This window comes from Pseudokineococcus sp. 1T1Z-3 (assembly GCF_037482365.1).
In the GTDB taxonomy this organism is placed as follows: domain Bacteria; phylum Actinomycetota; class Actinomycetes; order Actinomycetales; family Quadrisphaeraceae; genus Pseudokineococcus.
Genome location: NZ_JBBHZF010000001.1, coordinates 11,445 through 27,586 on the forward strand (window position 1 = coordinate 11,445; position 16,142 = coordinate 27,586).

12 protein-coding genes and 2 pseudogenes are annotated in these 16,142 nt (G+C 74.4%); 4 read left to right on the forward strand and 10 right to left on the reverse strand.

Translation table 11 applies throughout. The features are described from left to right. Positions 1–2,392: right-handed parallel beta-helix repeat-containing protein (locus tag WDV86_RS00015; protein ID WP_339565540.1), on the forward strand; the 2,392-nt coding region annotated here is incomplete at its 5' end. Between the two features lie 13 nt (positions 2,393–2,405). On the opposite strand, the gene WDV86_RS00020 is transcribed toward WDV86_RS00015, so the two are convergent. The 7 genes from WDV86_RS00020 to WDV86_RS00050 all read right to left on the reverse strand — a co-directional run bounded on the left by WDV86_RS00020 (position 2,406) and on the right by WDV86_RS00050 (position 9,424). Next, the gene (locus tag WDV86_RS00020) at positions 2,406–3,563 is read right to left on the reverse strand and encodes a glycosyltransferase family 4 protein (protein WP_339565541.1); all 1,158 of its coding nucleotides are present in this window, start codon (positions 3,561–3,563) and stop codon (positions 2,406–2,408) included. Then, positions 3,556–4,890 carry an O-antigen ligase family protein gene (locus tag WDV86_RS00025; protein WP_339565542.1) on the reverse strand — a complete coding sequence of 445 codons (1,335 nt, stop codon included), beginning with the start codon at positions 4,888–4,890 and terminating at the stop codon, positions 3,556–3,558. The genes WDV86_RS00020 and WDV86_RS00025 overlap by 8 nt, the downstream gene beginning before the upstream one ends. Further along, complete coding sequence (locus WDV86_RS00030) at positions 4,887–6,224, reverse strand: hypothetical protein (RefSeq protein WP_339565543.1); 1,338 nt, start codon at positions 6,222–6,224, stop codon at positions 4,887–4,889. The genes WDV86_RS00025 and WDV86_RS00030 overlap by 4 nt, the downstream gene beginning before the upstream one ends. Further along, positions 6,221–6,640, reverse strand: a complete 420-nt coding sequence (locus WDV86_RS00035) for an adenylyltransferase/cytidyltransferase family protein (protein ID WP_339565544.1) — start codon at positions 6,638–6,640, stop codon at positions 6,221–6,223. The genes WDV86_RS00030 and WDV86_RS00035 overlap by 4 nt, the downstream gene beginning before the upstream one ends. Before the next feature lie 158 nt (positions 6,641–6,798). Next, a complete protein-coding gene (locus tag WDV86_RS00040; RefSeq protein WP_339565545.1) occupies positions 6,799–7,188 on the reverse strand; it encodes a DUF4232 domain-containing protein in 390 nt (129 codons plus the stop codon). Between the two features lie 284 nt (positions 7,189–7,472). Further along, a complete protein-coding gene (locus WDV86_RS00045; RefSeq protein ID WP_339565546.1) occupies positions 7,473–8,240 on the reverse strand; it encodes a CDP-alcohol phosphatidyltransferase family protein in 768 nt (255 codons plus the stop codon). A gap of 5 nt (positions 8,241–8,245) precedes the next feature. Beyond that, positions 8,246–9,424 carry a DUF1972 domain-containing protein gene (locus WDV86_RS00050; protein ID WP_339565547.1) on the reverse strand — a complete coding sequence of 393 codons (1,179 nt, stop codon included), beginning with the start codon at positions 9,422–9,424 and terminating at the stop codon, positions 8,246–8,248. 348 nt (positions 9,425–9,772) lie between these two features. Between WDV86_RS00050 and cysC the strand changes: the two genes are divergently transcribed. Continuing rightward, entirely contained in the window at positions 9,773–11,137 is a 1,365-nt protein-coding gene (cysC, locus tag WDV86_RS00055) for an adenylyl-sulfate kinase (RefSeq protein ID WP_339565548.1), read from the forward strand. Here cysC and WDV86_RS00060 read toward each other — a convergent pair. Both WDV86_RS00060 and cysD read right to left on the reverse strand, forming a co-directional pair. After that, on the reverse strand, positions 11,121–12,425 hold the full coding sequence (locus WDV86_RS00060) for a sulfate adenylyltransferase subunit 1 (protein WP_339565549.1): 1,305 nt from the start codon (positions 12,423–12,425) through the stop codon (positions 11,121–11,123). The genes cysC and WDV86_RS00060 overlap by 17 nt on opposite strands. Then, a complete protein-coding gene (gene cysD, locus WDV86_RS00065) occupies positions 12,425–13,333 on the reverse strand; it encodes a sulfate adenylyltransferase subunit CysD (protein ID WP_445262883.1) in 909 nt (302 codons plus the stop codon). The genes WDV86_RS00060 and cysD overlap by 1 nt, the downstream gene beginning before the upstream one ends. Before the next feature lie 183 nt (positions 13,334–13,516). Here cysD and WDV86_RS00070 point away from each other — a divergent pair. Both WDV86_RS00070 and WDV86_RS00075 read left to right on the forward strand, forming a co-directional pair. Next, a pseudogene (locus tag WDV86_RS00070) lies at positions 13,517–13,873 on the forward strand (sugar phosphate nucleotidyltransferase); the annotation flags it as partial. A 16-nt stretch (positions 13,874–13,889) separates the two neighbouring features. After that, a pseudogene (locus WDV86_RS00075) lies at positions 13,890–14,339 on the forward strand (dTDP-4-dehydrorhamnose 3,5-epimerase family protein); the annotation flags it as partial. A 40-nt stretch (positions 14,340–14,379) separates the two neighbouring features. On the opposite strand, the gene WDV86_RS00080 reads toward WDV86_RS00075, so the two are convergent. Further along, a complete protein-coding gene (locus tag WDV86_RS00080; protein WP_339565551.1) occupies positions 14,380–15,966 on the reverse strand; it encodes a sugar transferase in 1,587 nt (528 codons plus the stop codon). Between the last annotated feature and the right edge of the window lie 176 nt (positions 15,967–16,142).

The following is a 16,142-nucleotide window of genomic DNA, read 5'->3' on the forward strand; positions in this document are numbered from 1 at the left end:
CACCTCCCCCGTCGGCGGCGCCTACACCCTCGGAACTCCCAAGGACTTCCGCGTCGGCCCGGAGGTCGCCACCGTGTCCCTCCCCTTCGGGGGGGCGACGCGCTCGGCGTGGTTGCAGGAGGCGACGTCCGTCGACACCGTCGTCGGCACGACCTTCGCCGTCCCGGCCCTCCCGACCCGCGGTCGCCTCACCACCGCCGTCGTCCTGCGCCAGACGAGCACGATGGCCTCTTACCAGGCCCGCGTGCACGTCTCTCCCGACGGGGCCGCCGTCCTCGAGCTGGTCCGCCGGGCCGCCGACGGCACCCTCACCCAGCTGGCGCCCCCGACCTCCGTCGGCCGCCTCAGCGCCGGCCAGTGGTACCGCGTCGAGAGCCGGGTGACCGGCTCCGACCCCGTCACGCTGCGGGCGAGGTCCTGGGTCCGCGGCGCCGCCGTGCCGGACTGGCAGGTCTCCACCAAGGACTCCAGCGGCGCCCGGCTCACCGGGGCCGGCTCGGTCGGCTTCTCGACCCTCTCCACCCGAGACGCCGCGAAGGCCGAGGTGCTCGCCGACAACTTCGCCGCCACCTGCCTGGACGTCCAGGCACCTGCCCCGGCGCCGCCGGCCCCCGCCCCCGAGCCGGCGCCCGCCCCGGTCCCAGCCCCGGTCCCGCCGGCCCCCGCCCCGGTCCCGCCGGCCCCCGCACCCGAGCCGGCCCCGCCGGCCCCGGCCCCCACCGAGGGGCGCGAGGCGGCGAGCGCCGGCACGGAGGTCGGCTCCACCCGGTACCCCGTGCCCGCCAACGCCGTCGTCGTGGCCCCGAACGGCGACGACTCGGCCGCCGGGACCGCGAGCGCCCCCTTCAGGACGGTCGCCCGCGCGATCGCCGCGGCACCCTCGGGCGCCACAGTCGTCCTGCGCGCAGGCAGCTACCACGAGTCCGTCGCCATCCGCAAGCAGCTGACCATCCAGTCCTGGCCCGGTGAGCAGGTGTGGTTCGACGGCAGCCGGGTCGTGTCGAGCTGGAGCCAGCGCGGCAGCGCCTGGACCGCGCCGTGGACGCCCGACTTCGACGCCTCCCCCACCTACACCTGGGGCGCGAGCGAGGCTGGCGCCGCGTCGGGCTGGCGCTTCGTCGACCCGAGCTACCCGATGGCTGCCCACCCCGACCAGGTGTGGGTCGACGGGGTCGCCCAGAAGCAGGTCGGGTCCCTCTCCCAGGTGACACCCGGCTCCTTCTACCTCGACCGGGCGGGTGACGTGATGCACCTCGGCACCGACCCGCGCGGGAAGGAGGTCCGCGTCAGCGACCTGCAGCAGGTCATCAACGTCCGGTCGGCCGGCACCGTGCTCCGCGGCTTCGGCGTCCGTCGCTACGCACCGTCCGTCCCCCACATGGGAGCCCTCACGGTCGAGCAGCCCAAGGTGACGCTGGAGAACCTCGCGGTGCTCGACTCGGCGACCACCGGGATCGCGATCGCCTCGACCGCGGCGAACGTCCGGGACGTGACGATCGCCCGCAGCGGCCTGCTCGGCATGACGGCCACCTACTCCGACGGACTCGTCGTCGACGGGCTCCGCTCGGAGGGCAACAACGTCGAGCGGTTCAACATGTCGCCCGTCTCGGGCGGTCTGAAGATCGCCCGCAGCCGGGGCATCACGGTGAAGAACAGCGCCTTCCTCGGCAACCGAGGACCTGGCCTGTGGCTCGACGAGTCCGTGTACGACGTCAAGGTCGTGAGCAATGACATGCGGGACAACGTCGGCCACGGGACCTCGCTCGAGCTGTCCGCCAAGGCGGTCTTCGCGGACAACGTCGTGGCGAACAACGGCCGCGACGGCGTCAAGGTCAACAACACCAGCGACGTCAAGATCTGGAACAACACCTTCACCGGCAACGGTCGGAGCATCAACCTGGTGCAGGACGGCCGGCGCGCCAGCCAGCGCAGCACGCCCGGGCACAACCCGCGCCGGCCCTACCCGGACCCGACGATGACCTGGGTGCTCGGGCCCGTCAGCGTGCACAACAACGTCGTGGCCAACCCCCGGTCGGGCAACTGCCTGCTGTGCGTCGAGGACTACTCCAAGGAGCGCAGCGCCGAGCAGATCGGCGTGACGGCTGACGCCAACGTCTACAACCGGGCGAGCAGGACCGCCCCGACGTGGGCCGTCGTGTGGTCGCGCGGCCCGGGGAACCCGCAGGTCTTCACCGAGCTCGGGCCCTTCACGTCCGCGACGGGCCGCGAGAAGGGCGGTGTCCTGATGACCGGCGCGGCCGTCGTCGACGCCAAGGGCACCCCGACCGCGACCCTGCCGAGCCACAGCCGGGCCGTCGGCCTGCCGTCCGACATCGCGGGCCTGGTCAACCAGCCCACGTCGGCCAAGCGGCTGGGCGCCTTCGACAGCTGAGAGGCTCAGCCGGTCATGCGCGCCGGTGCGGTGGCACGCACGCCGCCACCGCACCGGCCACCGCCGTCCGGTACGCCGCAGGCGAGAACGCCTCGGCGTACCGGACGGCGTCGTCCGCGGCCAGCTGCCGCTGCGCCGACCAGTCGGTGACGACCTCGTGCACCGCACCCGCCAGCGCCTCCACGTCGCCGGGGGGCACGCGGTGGGCCGAGCGTGCGAGCGCGGACGCCTCCAGGAGCCCGCTGGTCGCGGTGACCACCAGCGGCCTGGCGGCGAGCAGCGCCTCGACGGCCGTGTTGCCGAAGGGCTCGTCGAGCCGCGAGGGGACGACGGCGACGTCCGCGCGTGCGAGGTGCGGCCAGACGTCGGGGTCGAAGCCGCAGAAGGTGACCCGCGCCTGCAGGCCTGCGCCCTCGACCGCGCGGCGCAGCTCCTCGTCGTAGGACTCGTTGCCCGCGAAGGACGCACCGACGAGGCGGAGGTGGGCGTCGACCCCTCGCGAGGCGAGGACGGCCACGGCGTCCACGACGTCACGGACCCCCTTGCGGGCCGACAGCCGACCCACGTAGAGGAGCTGGACCTGCCCGTCGAGCTGCTCGCGCGCCGCCGTCACCACCGGCGGCCCCGCGACCCCGTTGTAGACGACCTCGCAGCGACGGCCGAGCGAGGGCACGCTCCCCTGCACCACGCCCAGGGCGAACTGGCTGTTCACGAGGACCCGGCGCGCCAGCAGCAGGGGGGCGCTCAGCCCGGTGCGCACCAGCCGCGGGACCGACGACTCCGCCTCGTGGACGTGGGCCACGACGGGTACCCGCGCGAGCCGCGCGAGGAGGAGCCAGGCCGGCGTCGTGACGGTGCTGACGTAGACGACGTCGGGCCGGACCCGCCGCAGCAGGGCCGTCGCCGGTCGCAGCGACCTGAGCGCGACGCGCGCCAGGCCTACCGCACCCCGGGGGGAGAGGACGGCCCGCCGCAGCACCGGGGTCGGGCACACCGTGACCTCGTCCGCGCCCGCGTCCACCAGGGCTGCCGCGAGAGGTCCCGGTGCGGGCAGGGTGACGACGACGCGCCAGCCCCGTCCGGCGAAGGCCCGCACGCTCTCCACGAGCATCCGGTCGGAGCCGTAGAGCTCTGCCCCCGGGTTGGTGACCAGGACGGTGACCTCAGCCACGTGCGCTCCGGGAGGGTGTCGGCCAGGGCCGGTCGCCGGCGGCGGCGGGCGTGCCGGTGCGGGCCTCGCGCTCGGCGGCCACGGACCAGCCGACGCAGAGGACGAGCCACGTGATGGCGACGTTGGCCACGGCCCCGGCGCCCTCGTAGACGACGCCGTCGACCATGAGGAAGGCCACGACGCCGAGGACCACGGAGCGGTCGACGGACAGCCCGCGCCCGGCGGCGCGGGGCAGGGCACGCACGCGCAGGACGAGCACGACGACCAGCGCGGCCCACACGAGCAGACCCACGACGCCGAGCTCGACGAGCACGTTGACGACGGCGTTGTGCCCGCCGCCGAGCCCCGTCTCCTCGTAGAAGATCATCCGTGAGGCCGTCGTGCCGTAGCCCCACAGAGGTTGCTCGCGGACCGCGGCCAGGGCCACCTCCCAGAGCATGGTCCGCGAGTTGAGCGTCGCCAGCTGGGAAGCATCTTCTCCCCGGGCGAGGTAGTCGGCGGCGACGGCGCTGCCGGCCAGGAGGAGGCCGCTGCCGAGCACGACGGCCGCGAGCAGCCAGTCCACGAGCGCCCGCCCGGTCTGCAGCGAGACGGTGACGACGACACCGGCGGCCAGGGCCCCGAGGACGGCACCGCGGGTCTGGGTACCGAGCAGGGCACCACCGACCACGAGCAGCAGGAGCGCATACACCGGGATCGGCCACTGCGGCCCTCCGCGAGGGCGCCGCCCGGCGCTGAGGTAGGCGACGGCGACGACGACGGCGAGCCCGGAGAGCACGCCCGAGACCGTCGGGTGGATGGCGAGCCAGGTGAAGCGCCCCTCCTGCAGGCGGTTCGCGGGCGGTGAGGGCACGAGCACGCCGTAGACCGTCGACAGGGCGACGAGCACGAGGAAGGCGTGGGCGAAGCGGTGCGCGTGCGCCGTGCTCGCCCGCGTCGCCAGGGCGAGGCCCAGGCCGACCAGCACGAGCATCTGCACGGCGCGCACACCGGCGTACAGCACGTAGGGGGTGTAGCTGACGGACAGGACGACGAGGCCGGCGTAGCCGAGGAGCAGCCCGAGCTGCAGGGGCAGCCGCACGATCCTCGGCGGGTCGGCGTGGACGAGCACGAGGTAGGCGCCGACCGCCCCGTACACGGCGATCTCCACCAGCACGGCGAGGTCGAGGGCCCCGCCGGTGGCCTCGCCCGGTGGGCGCGTCCTCCAGTCGTAGTCGCTGGCGAGGACGAGGGCGACGCCGCAGGTGGCGACCCACCAGCGGGCCCACCAGGAGGTCACCGCGTCGGCCGGCGTCCGCCGGCGACGGTCGACGACGGGGGCCCTCATCCGACGGCCCCCCGCGAGGTCTGCTCTGCCGCCTCGCGCCGCTGCGCGGCGACGAGCGGCAGCAGGAGCCGTTGCCGAGCCACCACGGCGCTGCCCACCGCACCGCCGACGAGGGCCAGCGGCATCCACGCGGCACCGACGCCGACGGCGAAGAGCAGGACGGCGACGGCACCGAGCGTGAGGAGCATCTCGCCCAGCCGCAGGACGAGGACCGCGACGTGCCGACCCCGCACGGCCGCGAGGCTTGCGTAGGGGGTGAGGCTGGCCGACGCCGCCGCGTACAAGCACCAGCCGGCGACGGCGGCGACGTCGAGGGAGAACTGGCTCGCGGTCAGCAGTGGCCCCACCGAGGGCACCAGCAGCACGGCCACCGCACCGGCTCCCAGCGCGGAGAGCACCAGCGCCGCGGCACCCCGGTCGGCCGCGGCGAGCAGCCGGTCGAGACCGACGGAGCGCCGTGAGGCGTAGGAGGCGAAGAGGAACGAGGCGGCACCGGCGAGGACCAGCATCGCGGGTGCTGCGTAGAGCCGCGCGGCCTCCAGCTGCCCGACGGCCGCCGTCCCCAGCGCTGCGACCACGAGGACGCGCACGAGCATGAGCGTCCCCGGACGCACCGCCTGCTGCGCAGCCCGCCAGGCGCCGAAGCGCAGGACACCGGCGACGTCGGCGGTGCGCCACGCGAGCGGGCCGCTCCGCTCGTGCCGAGGCAGGCAGAGGAGGGCGACGAGGAGCCCGCTGAGCTGCCCGAGCGCGAGCGCTGCGAAGAGGTCTGCCATCACGAGGTCCTCGGAGCGCACGACGAGCCATGCGACGGCGACCACGAGGCTGGCCGCGTCGACGGCGACGACGCGCCAGAACAGCAGGGCCGCCATGAGCCAGCGCCTGCCCAGGTCCTCCAGGAGGAAGAGCAGCACCGCGGCGGCGGCGACGATCGCGGGCCCCGGCTCCAGCAGGCCGGCAGGTCTGACCACGAGGACGGTCAGGGCGGCGCTGCCGACGGCGACGACGAGGGCGACGACCAGCAGCCCCGAGCGCACCCTCGGGTCACGACGGTCCAGGACCGTCAGCGAGTCGCCGACGAGGCCGCTGGAGAGCGCCGTCACGAGCACGAGCCCGCTGTAGACGAGGGCGAAGACGGCGAGGCCCTCGGCGCCGAGCGCACGCAGGGCCACGACCTGCAGCACGAGGCTGGCGGCCGCCTGGGCGAGCTGCGCCACGACGGCGCCCGAGGCGCTGCGCCCCGTGCGGACCAGCCGGCGCAGGCGAGCGGGAGCGGGCCTGCCCTGCTCGCGGACCGTCGCGGCGGAGCCTCCGTCTGTCGAGGTCGAGCTCACGAGTCAGCGGCGATGTACCGGCGCAGCAGGGTGCTGGAGGTCTGGGTCGTGTAGGGGAAGTACACGACCTCGACGCCCAGGGCCGCCATGTCTCCCTCCAGCCGGTCGCCCTTCGGCGTGCCCTTCCAGTCGTCGCCCTTGAACAGGACGTCGAAAGGGCTCTTGCGCCAGGCGACGGTCTTGTCGCTGGAGGTGTCGGCGACGGCGGCGTCGACGCCCGTGATGCTCTGCACGATCTCCAGGCGCTCCTCGAAGGGGATGACAGGCGCCTTGCCCTTGGAGGCGACCATGACGTCGTCGGTCACGACGCCCACCACGAGCCGGGTGCAGGCCGAGCGAGCCCTCCGCAGGATCGTCAGGTGCCCGATGTGGAACATGTCGAAGGCGCCGGGCAGGTATCCCACGACCTCGCGCATGGCAGTGGCCTCTCGTCGGCGCCCCGGACGGGGCTGCGGCTCCCCCCGCACCCGGTGCGGGCGCAGGGGCACTGATGAGGCTAGCCACAGGTGCCCTACGGCTAGCCGGTCTGCCTCAGGTCCGCACCGGGCTCACCCAGGCGGACCAGACCATCGTCCTACTGCTCCACCACGGCGATGTCGGGCTGGGCGTTCTGGGAGATCTCCAGGCGTAGCGGCACGTCCGGTGGCGTGGTGAAGGCGTAGGTGCCGCTGGCGCTCTCCCCCGGCGCGAGGACGCCCTGGACCGGGTCCGTCGGGCGTCCCGAGATCGGGGACACCGAGGAGCCGTCCTCCCCGAAGGCGAGGACGGTGACACCGGCGAGGTCGACGTCACCGGCGGAGCCGTTCTCCAGCTCCAGCCGGACCAGCCGGCCCGGTCCCGAGGTCTCCCCGGGACCCCGGGCCTCGACGTCGGCCTCCTCGACAGCCGTGACACGTGCCACCAGACCGCTGCGGAAGGGCGCGTCCTGCCCGACCGGCACGGACGGGAGCGTCTCCGTGGCCACGGGATCCGGCAGGTCCTCGGCGGGCGGAGGAGCCCCCCCGGGGTCTGCTGCCCCGGGGCCCGCCGTGCCCTGCGCGGAGCCCCCGGCGTCACCGCTGCCGGCGGCCCCGGAGCCACCTGTCCCGCCGGACGCCGTCGAGCCCTGGTCGGGCGTGCCATGCCCGGAGACACCCGCTGACGCGCCGTCCGTGGGCGACTCCGCCGGCTCCTGCCCGGCGGAGCATCCGGCGAGCAGCGCGCCGACGAGCGTGGCCGCGGCCAGCCGGCCGAGGAGCCGTGTCGGCGTCAACGGACCGCTCGCTCGGCGTCGTAGGAGCGCATCTCCCGGTACCACCGGCCCAGGGCGAGGGCGAGGTACCCGGCGCTCGCGAGCGCCAGCAGCGAGTAGGCGACGGCGAAGACCTGCACGGCCCCGAGCAGCAGCAGCACGCCGCACAGGACGCCGAAGTCGGTGGGCGCCTTGAGCAGCGAGACCAGCGGTGACGCGCTCGAGCGGCTCGTGCCCGAGCCGCTCGCGGCACGGCGCAACTGCTCGTTGAGGATCTGGGCGAAGAAGGAGACGGCGGCCACGACCGTGAAGAGCAGCGGAGCGAGGAGCCAGGCCTGCGCCAACGCCCCCTCCGGCCCGGCGACGTGGTGCAGGTGCACGAGCACGGCCAGGTGCAGCGCGGAGATCTTCACGGAGTCGACGACGTGGTCGAGCCACTCCCCCGCCAGCGTCCCGCCCCCTTGGAGGCGGGCGAGCTGGCCGTCAGCGGCGTCGAGCGCGTACCCGAGGACGAGCAGCGCCGTCACGACGACACCCGTCCACCATGCGTTCGGGCCGAGGGCGAGGACGGCGATGCCCGACCCGGTGGCGACCGCGCTGACGGCGGTCACCTGCGTCGGCGTCCGGCCCGTGAGGTAGGCCGCCGCGGCGAGGTGACGCCCCAGCCGACGGTTGACGTAGCGCGAGTAGGCCGGGGCTCCGCGGCCGCTCTTCTGCGCGGCGGCGAGACGGGCGACGACGTCCCTGTAGCTCTCGCGCGGTGAGGTCCGGGGCCTGGTGTCCACGCCGCTCACACCACCACCTTCTCCTCGCGCTTGCTGGCGTCGGCGGCGACCCGGCGTCGTCCGCTGGGGCGGTCGGTCGAGAAGTCGCGGGTCGCGAGCCGCCGGCACAGCATCTCGTAGGAGTCGGCCACCGAGTCCCAGTCGTAGTCGCGGGCCCGCTCCCGCGCGGCCTCGCCCCGGGCGCGTGTGCGGTCCGCCCCGGCCTCGCCGGCCTCGAGCAGGTGGGTGAGCTCCTCCGCGTCGGCGAAGTACTCCCCGGCGCCGCGCAGCACCTCACGGTTGAAGGACACGTCGAAGGCCGTCGTCGGCGCTCCCGCGCCCATGGCGCGCAGCAGGGAGGGGTTGGTCCCCCCGACGGAGTGGCCGTGCAGGTAGGTGAAGGCACCGGCGTAGAGCTGGTCGAGCAGGTCCTGGTCCCAGACCCCGCCCAGCAGCCGGACCCGGTCGTCGGCCGACGCGCTCACCGACGCCGTGTAGGCGTCGGCGTAGGGGGCGGACCCGACGACGACGAGAGGGCGTCGGGCCGCGCTGGCCACGTAGGCACGCACGACCAGCTCGACGTGGTTCTCCGGCTCGAAGCGCGCCACGACGAGGTGGTAGCCACGGGCCTCCAGGCCGAGCGGCCCGAGGAGCTCCGGTCGCCTGTCCGCGAGGAGAGGAGCCCCGTACGCGATCTGGTGCGTGGCCGCGCCGAACTCGGCGGCGTAGTAGTCGCTGATGCCCTGGGCGTCGGCGATGAGAGCGTCGGACCAGCGCACGGCGAGGGACTCGGCGCGGCGGTAGTACTCGCGTCCGGCGCCGCCCCACTTGGCGCGCTTCCACTCCAGCCCGTCGACGTGGGTCGCGACGGGGATGCCCCGGGCGCGCAGCACGGGCAGGAGCGGGGAGTTCGCGGCGTTGAAGACCAGGGCGGCGTCGGCGCCCTTCCTCGCGACGAGGTGGCCGACCGACAGGGCGCTGTGGCTGAGCGTCTCCAGGCTCCGTCGCTTCAGGGCGGGCAGGTGCACGAGGTCCATGCCGAGGTGCTCGACCGGGTCAGGCCCCTGCGCGTCCGCTGGCCGCCGGCAGTAGACGACGACCTGGTGGCCGCGTTCGACCAGGCGTGCGCCAACTTCCTCCACGCAGGTCTCGAACCCTCCGTACCGCGCGGGCACCCCACGGGTGCCCACCATCGCGATGCGCATGCGACGACCCAACCTCCTTCGCACGTCGTCCGGACACCGGCGGACACCGGCCGTTCGGCGCCCCCCCGCCTTCGGTCTACCAGACCGTAACCCGGCATCCTCAGAGCCGTCTCCTCTTTCGGCGCCTCGTGACCTCAGGTGCACCCGTGTGGCCCAACTGTGACCTGGAGGGTCGCGCGGCATCACCGTCCGTGAGGCCGCAGGCCGCAGGGCTCCGGGCGGCGGCCGGTCGGCGCACCGGCCACTGCCACCATGGGCACGTCCGACGCGCGCGCGTCGCCCAGACGCGACAGGCAGCCGAGGCGGCACGAGACGAGCTCCGGACGACCGAGCGGCGAGAGGGACGACATGGCAAGAACCACCGCTCCAGCGGGGGACGAGACGAGGCGAGCGGCCGCCCCGCAGACGCTTCCCGTCCTCCTGGCGCCGGCCGCGCTGGCCGACCTGCGCCTGGTGTCCGCAGGTCTGCTGCCCGACGACGTCGTGCTCGGCGGCGACGCGCAGTGCTCGGCGACCGGCGGGACCGGAGTCCTCGTCGGCACCGGGGCGACGCCGGAGGACAGACCGGAGGTGCTCACCCTCGTCGACGTGGAGGGCACCCCGGTGGGGGCGCTGGAAGACCTTCGAGCGGACGACCGGCGCGGAGAGGTCCTTCGCGGGCAGCTCCGGGTGACCTCGCCCCCTCTTGGGGCGGCACCGACGGCGTCGGGCCGCAGGCTCGTCGTCCTGCGTCGTCCGCCGACCGCCGGGCTGCTGGCGGCCCTGCGCACGGTCGAGGGCCCACCGCTCGTCCTCCTCCCCAGCGGCTCGGCCACGCCCGACGACCTGCCGGCCCACCTGCTTCGAGCCCTCGCGGAGGACGCCGGGGTGCGGCCCGAGGACCTCGTGCCCCTCCCCCTGGCCTGGCGGGACGCCCGCTCTGACGTGCGCCTGCTGCGCCACGTCACGAGTGCGCTGGGCGCCCGCGACGTCGTCGTCCTGCCGGCCGCTGCCGACGACCCGGGCAGCTGGCGCGACAGCACGCTCGGGTGGACGGTGCCGGCAGCCGAGACGCACGAGCAGTGGGTCTCGGCAGTGGCCGACCTGCGCGCCGGGCACGTCCAGGCCGCTGCGGGCACGACGCCGTCCGCCCTGGCCCTGCTCCGACGGCGGTGGCCAGCACGGTCGGAGCGCGGTCTCGTCGTGCTCCTCACCGGCCTCTCGGGCTCGGGCAAGTCCACGCTCGCCCGAGGCCTGCGGGACAGGCTGGTGGCGGCGGGCGAGCGCACCGTGAGCCTGCTCGACGGCGACGTCGTGCGCCGGCTCCTCTCCTCGGGGCTCGGCTTCGACGCCGAGGCCCGGCATCTCAACGTGCAGCGCATCGGCTATGTCGCGGCCGAGGTGGCCCGGCACGGCGGGGTCGCCGTCTGCGCACCCATCGCTCCCTACGCCCGCAGCCGCGCCGCCGTCCGCGCGATGGTCGAGGAGGTGGGCGACCTGCTCCTCGTCCACGTCAGCACGCCGCTGGAGGTGTGCGAGGCCCGCGACGTCAAGGGCCTGTACGCGCGGGCGCGCTCGGGCGAGCTGCCCGCCTTCACGGGCGTCAGCGACCCCTACGAGGTGCCGACCGACGCCGACCTCGTGCTCGACACCTCGCAGGTGCCGCTCACGGAGGCCCTCGACGCCCTCGTCGAGCACCTCGAGCGGGGTGGGTGGGTCACCCCGTCGCGGTGATCATCCCGCCGGCGACCGTCTTGTGGGTGCTCTCGTCGACGAGGACGAAGCCGCCGGTCGCGCGGTTGCGCCGGTAGGTGTCGGCCAGCAGCGGCGTCGTCGTCCGCAGCCGCACCCGCCCGATCTCGTTGAGCGAGAGCCGGTCGGCGTCCTCGTCCCGGTGCAGGGTGTTGACGTCGAGCCGGTACTGCAGCTCCTTGACCACGGCCCGGGCGTTGCGCGTCGTGTGCTTGAGGGCGTACTTGCGCCCCGGGACGAGCGCGGAGGTCTCGTCGAGCCAGCACACCATCGCGTCGACGTCCTGGCTGGGCGTGGGCGCGTTGTGCGGACGGCAGATCATGTCGCCGCGGCTGACGTCGAGCTCGTCCTCCAGGCGGACGGTGACCGACATCGGGGGGAAGGCCTCCTCGACCGGCCCGTCGGCGGTCTCCACCGAGGCGATCCGGGTCGTGAGCCCCGACGGCAGCACCATGACCTCGTCCCCGGGCTTGAGCACCCCGCCGCAGACCTGGCCGGCGTAGCCGCGGTAGTCGCGGTGGCGCTCGGACTGGGGCCGGATGACGAGCTGCACGGGCAGGCGGACGTCGACGAGGTTGCGGTCGCTGGCCACGTGCACGTGCTCGAGGTGGTGCAGCAGGCTCGGGCCGTCGTACCAGGGCGTGCGCGCCGAGCGGGAGGCGACGTTGTCCCCGGTCAGCGCCGAGACCGGGACCACCGTGAGGTCGGGGACCTCCAGCTTGGCCGCGAAGTCGGTGAACTCGGCGCGGATGGACTCGAAGACGTCCTCGGAGAAGTCGACGAGGTCCATCTTGTTGACCGCGAGCACGAGGTGGGGCACGCCCAGCAGCGAGGCCAGGAAGGCGTGCCGCCGCGACTGCTCCACCAAGCCCTTGCGCGCGTCGACGAGGACGAGCGCGAGGTCGGCGGTCGACGCGCCCGTGACCATGTTGCGCGTGTACTGGGTGTGGCCGGGGGTGTCGGCGATGATGAACTTGCGCCGCGGCGTCGCGAAGTAGCGGTAGGCCACGTCGATGGTGATGCCCTGCTCGCGCTCGGCGCGCAGGCCGTCGGTGAGCAGGGCGAGATTGACGTACTCGTCCCCACGCGCGCGGCTGGCCCGCTCGACGGCCTCGATCTGGTCCTCGAAGACCGTCTTGGTGTCGTAGAGGAGACGGCCGATCAGGGTGCTCTTGCCGTCGTCGACCGAGCCCGCCGTCGCCAGGCGCAGCAGGTCGGCCTCGCGCCGCATCACGGGGCCGGTCGAGGTCTGCTCGTCGGTGCTGGTCATCAGAAGTACCCCTCCCGCTTGCGGTCCTCCATGGCGGCCTCGCTGAACTTGTCGTCGCCGCGGGTGGCGCCCCGCTCGGTGATCCGGGTCGTGGCGACCTCCTGGAGGACCTTCTCCACCGTGTCGGCGTCGGAGCGGACGGCGGCGGTCAGGCTCGCGTCCCCGACGGTCCGGTAGCGCACCCGGGCGGTGAAGACCTCCTCGCCCTCACGCGGGCGGCAGACCTCGTGGACGCCGAAGAGCATCCCGCCCCGCTCGAAGACCTCGCGCTCGTGGGCGAAGTAGATACTCGGCAGCTCGATCTGCTCGGCGGCGACGTAGGACCAGATGTCGAGCTCGGTCCAGTTGCTCAGGGGGAAGACGCGGATGCTCTCGCCCGGGTGGATACGGCCGTTGTAGAGGCCCCACAGCTCCGGGCGCTGGTTCTTGGGGTCCCACTGGCCGAAGTCGTCGCGGAAGCTGAAGATCCGCTCCTTGGCGCGCGCCTTGTCCTCGTCCCGCCGGGCCCCGCCGAAGACGGCCGTGTAGCCGCCCTTCTCCAGGGCGTCGAGGAGGACGGGCGTCTGGATGCGATTGCGCGTGCCGTCGGGCGGCTCGGTGACCAGGCCTCGCTCGAGCGCCTCGGGCACGCTCGCGACGTGCAGCGCCACGCCGAGCTGGGCGGCGCGCCGGTCCCGCAGCGCCAGCACCTCGGCGAAGTTGTGCCCCGTGTCCACGTGCAGCACCGGGAAGGGCACGGGCGCCGGCGCGAAGGCCTTCTCCGCCAGCCGCAGCATGACGATCGAGTCCTTGCCGCCGGAGAAGAGCAGCACCGGCCGCTCCAGCTCCGCGACGACCTCGCGGATGATGAAGATCGCCTCGGCCTCGAGCGCCTGCAGCTGCGTCAGCTGGTAGCGGCCCGCGGGCATGGGCTGCGCACGGTCGGTCATCAGGTCCTCTCGCGCTCCGGCGGCGGTTCGTGCGGTCGGCACGGCCCTCGGCGGGGCCATGACACCCTAGGCACTCGACCGGGATGGTCGGACTTGCGTCTCAGGCGCTGGCCCGGGCGCCGGGCGCTCCCCCACCGAGGGCGCTCCGGCATGATCGCCAGCATGAAGGGCATCCTCCTCGCCGGGGGCACGGGCAGCAGGCTCCACCCGATCACCGCGGGGGTCAGCAAGTCGCTGGTGCCGATCTACGACAAGCCGATGATCTGCTAACCGCTTTCCACCCTCATGCTCGCCGGCATCGACGGGGTGCTCGTCATCACGACGCGCCATGACGCGGCGAGCTTCCGACGGGCCCTCGGGGACGGCGAGCGCTTCGGCATCACGCTCACCTACGCCGTCCAGCCCGAGCCCGGCGGACCGGCGCAGGCCCTCCTCATCGGCGAGGCCTTCCTCGACGGCGGGCCGGTCGGGCTGGCTCTCGGCGACAAGGTCTTCTACGGGCCCGACCCCGGGGGGCGACGACCCCCTCGCCGGCTTCGAGACCCGGCAGGCCAACCTCTCGGTGTCGGCCGCCGGCGTCCACTTCGCCGACGTCCCGCCGGGCCAGGCCAAGCACGTGACGTGCGTGCGCGGGGCCGTGCTCGACGTCGTCGTGGACCTGCGGGTGGGCTCGCCCACGTTCGGCCAGTGCGACGCCGTGCTGCCGGACGAGCGCGACCGGCGCGTCGTCCGTCTCGACGTCGGCCTCGGCCACGCCTTCTGCGCCCTCGAGGACGACAGCACGGTCGTCTACCTGTGCTCGCAGCCCTACCGGCCCGGCGCCGAGCACGGCGTGCACCCGCTGGACCCCGAGCTCGCCTTGCCGTGGCCGACACGCTCGCCCGGGGGCGAGCCGCTCTCCCTGCGGCTGTCGGACAAGGACGCCGCAGCCCCGACCGTGGCGCAGGCGCGCGAGCGGGGGCTGCTGCCCACCTGGGCGGGCTGAGCCCGCCACGCCGACCCGTTCTCCTGCTCGGCGAGCAGGGCTAGTAGGCCCCGGAGCTCTTCAGCACGGCCCGGGCGGTCTTCCACAAGATGGTGGCGTCCATCGCCAGGGACCAGTTGTCGACGTAGCGCAGGTCCAGGCGCATCGACTCCTCCCAGGAGAGGTCGGCGCGCCCGCTCACCTGCCAGAGCCCCGTGAGCCCCGGGCGCACCCGCATCCGCAGGTGCACCTCGTCGTGGTAATCGACGTACTCGCGCGGCAGGGGCGGGCGAGGGCCGACGAGCGACATGTCGCCGCGGACGACGTTCCACAGCTGGGGCAGCTCGTCGAGGGAGAAGCGGCGCAGCCAGCGACCGACGGGGGTCACCCGGGGGTCCTCGCGCATCTTGAACATGAGGCCGTCACGGTCGCTGAGCCCCGTCATCTGGTCGACCATCCGGTCGGCGCCGACGACCATCGTCCGCAGCTTGTGGAGGGTGAACAGCGAGCCGTCGAGACCCACCCGCTGCTGGGCGAAGAAGGCCGGGCCGCGGGTGGTCACGCGGACGAGCAGCGCCGCCCCCAGCAGGACGGGCAGGGCGCCCAGCAGCAGCAGGCTGCCGACGACCCGGTCGAGCACGGCCTTGCCGAGCAGGCGTCCGGCGCGCGAGGAGGGCCGCTCGACGTGCAGCAGCGACAGCCCGGCGGCGGGCCGCAGGTGGATCGCCGGCCCCGCCACCTCGACGAGCCCCGGGGCGACGACGAGGTCGGCCCCGGTCGGCTCCAGGGCCCAGGACAGCCGTCGCAGCGACTCCCCGGACAGGTGCGAGCCGACGACGATGACGACGTCGACGTGGTGGTCCACGACCGTCTGGGGCACCTCGGCCACGACCCCCAGCACGGGCGGCGCGTCCGGTCCTGAGGACGCCTGGGCCTCCCGGTCCCCGGTGGACGGGACCGCGACGCCGACGACGCCCATGCCGTGCTCGGGCGCGCGCCGCATCTCCTCGCAGACCCGGGCGACGGCCGCGGCGTCGCCGACGACGAGAGTCCGCAGGGGCGGCGTGGAACCGGCTCGCCGCCGGGCCCTCAGCCAGCTCCGCAGCCGGTAGCGGTGCAGGACCGTCAGCACGGCCACGAGCGGCACGACCACGAGCACCATGCGGCGCGGCAGCAGCAGCTGGGCGCTGACGGCGACGACCCCCGTGGCGGCGACGACCACGAGCGCCGCCCGCAGGACGGAGGTGAACTCCTCAGGGCCGTCACCGACGCGGCGCCACTCGTACGCCCGAGAGGCGGCGAGCATCCCCACCCAGAGGGCGGCGGCGGCCAGGGCGGCGGCGACCACGATGGCCGGTGCGAGCAGGACGCCGAGGTCCCGCAGCGAGACCAGGGCGGCGGCGACGACCACGGCGGCGACGAGGGCGTCACCGAGGGCCGCGCGGCGCAGCAGCGGGACGACCCAGGCGGCCCGGCGGCGGCCGGCGGCGGCCACGGCGTCGCCGCCGTCCACCCCCGAGGGGTCGAAGGGGTGCCGGTCGGTCCACGCCCGCCGGCCCGGGCCGGAGTGGCCCCTGCGCTCGGTCTCCTCGTCGCGGTGTCGTGCCTGCTGCGGGACGCCGAAGCGAGGATCCGCCTCTGCGCTCATCAGGAGCCTCCGGGGTGTGGTCGGGTGCGGCGTGCCGGAAGGGGCCGCACGTGCCGGGACGACGCTACCCAGACCGACCACCCTCTGTAAGCGCTTCTGCCACATCAGCACTCGAAGGGAGCACTCGCCTCTCCCCCACGGGTGACGACGGCCGCCCTCGTGCCGCCGGACGGGTG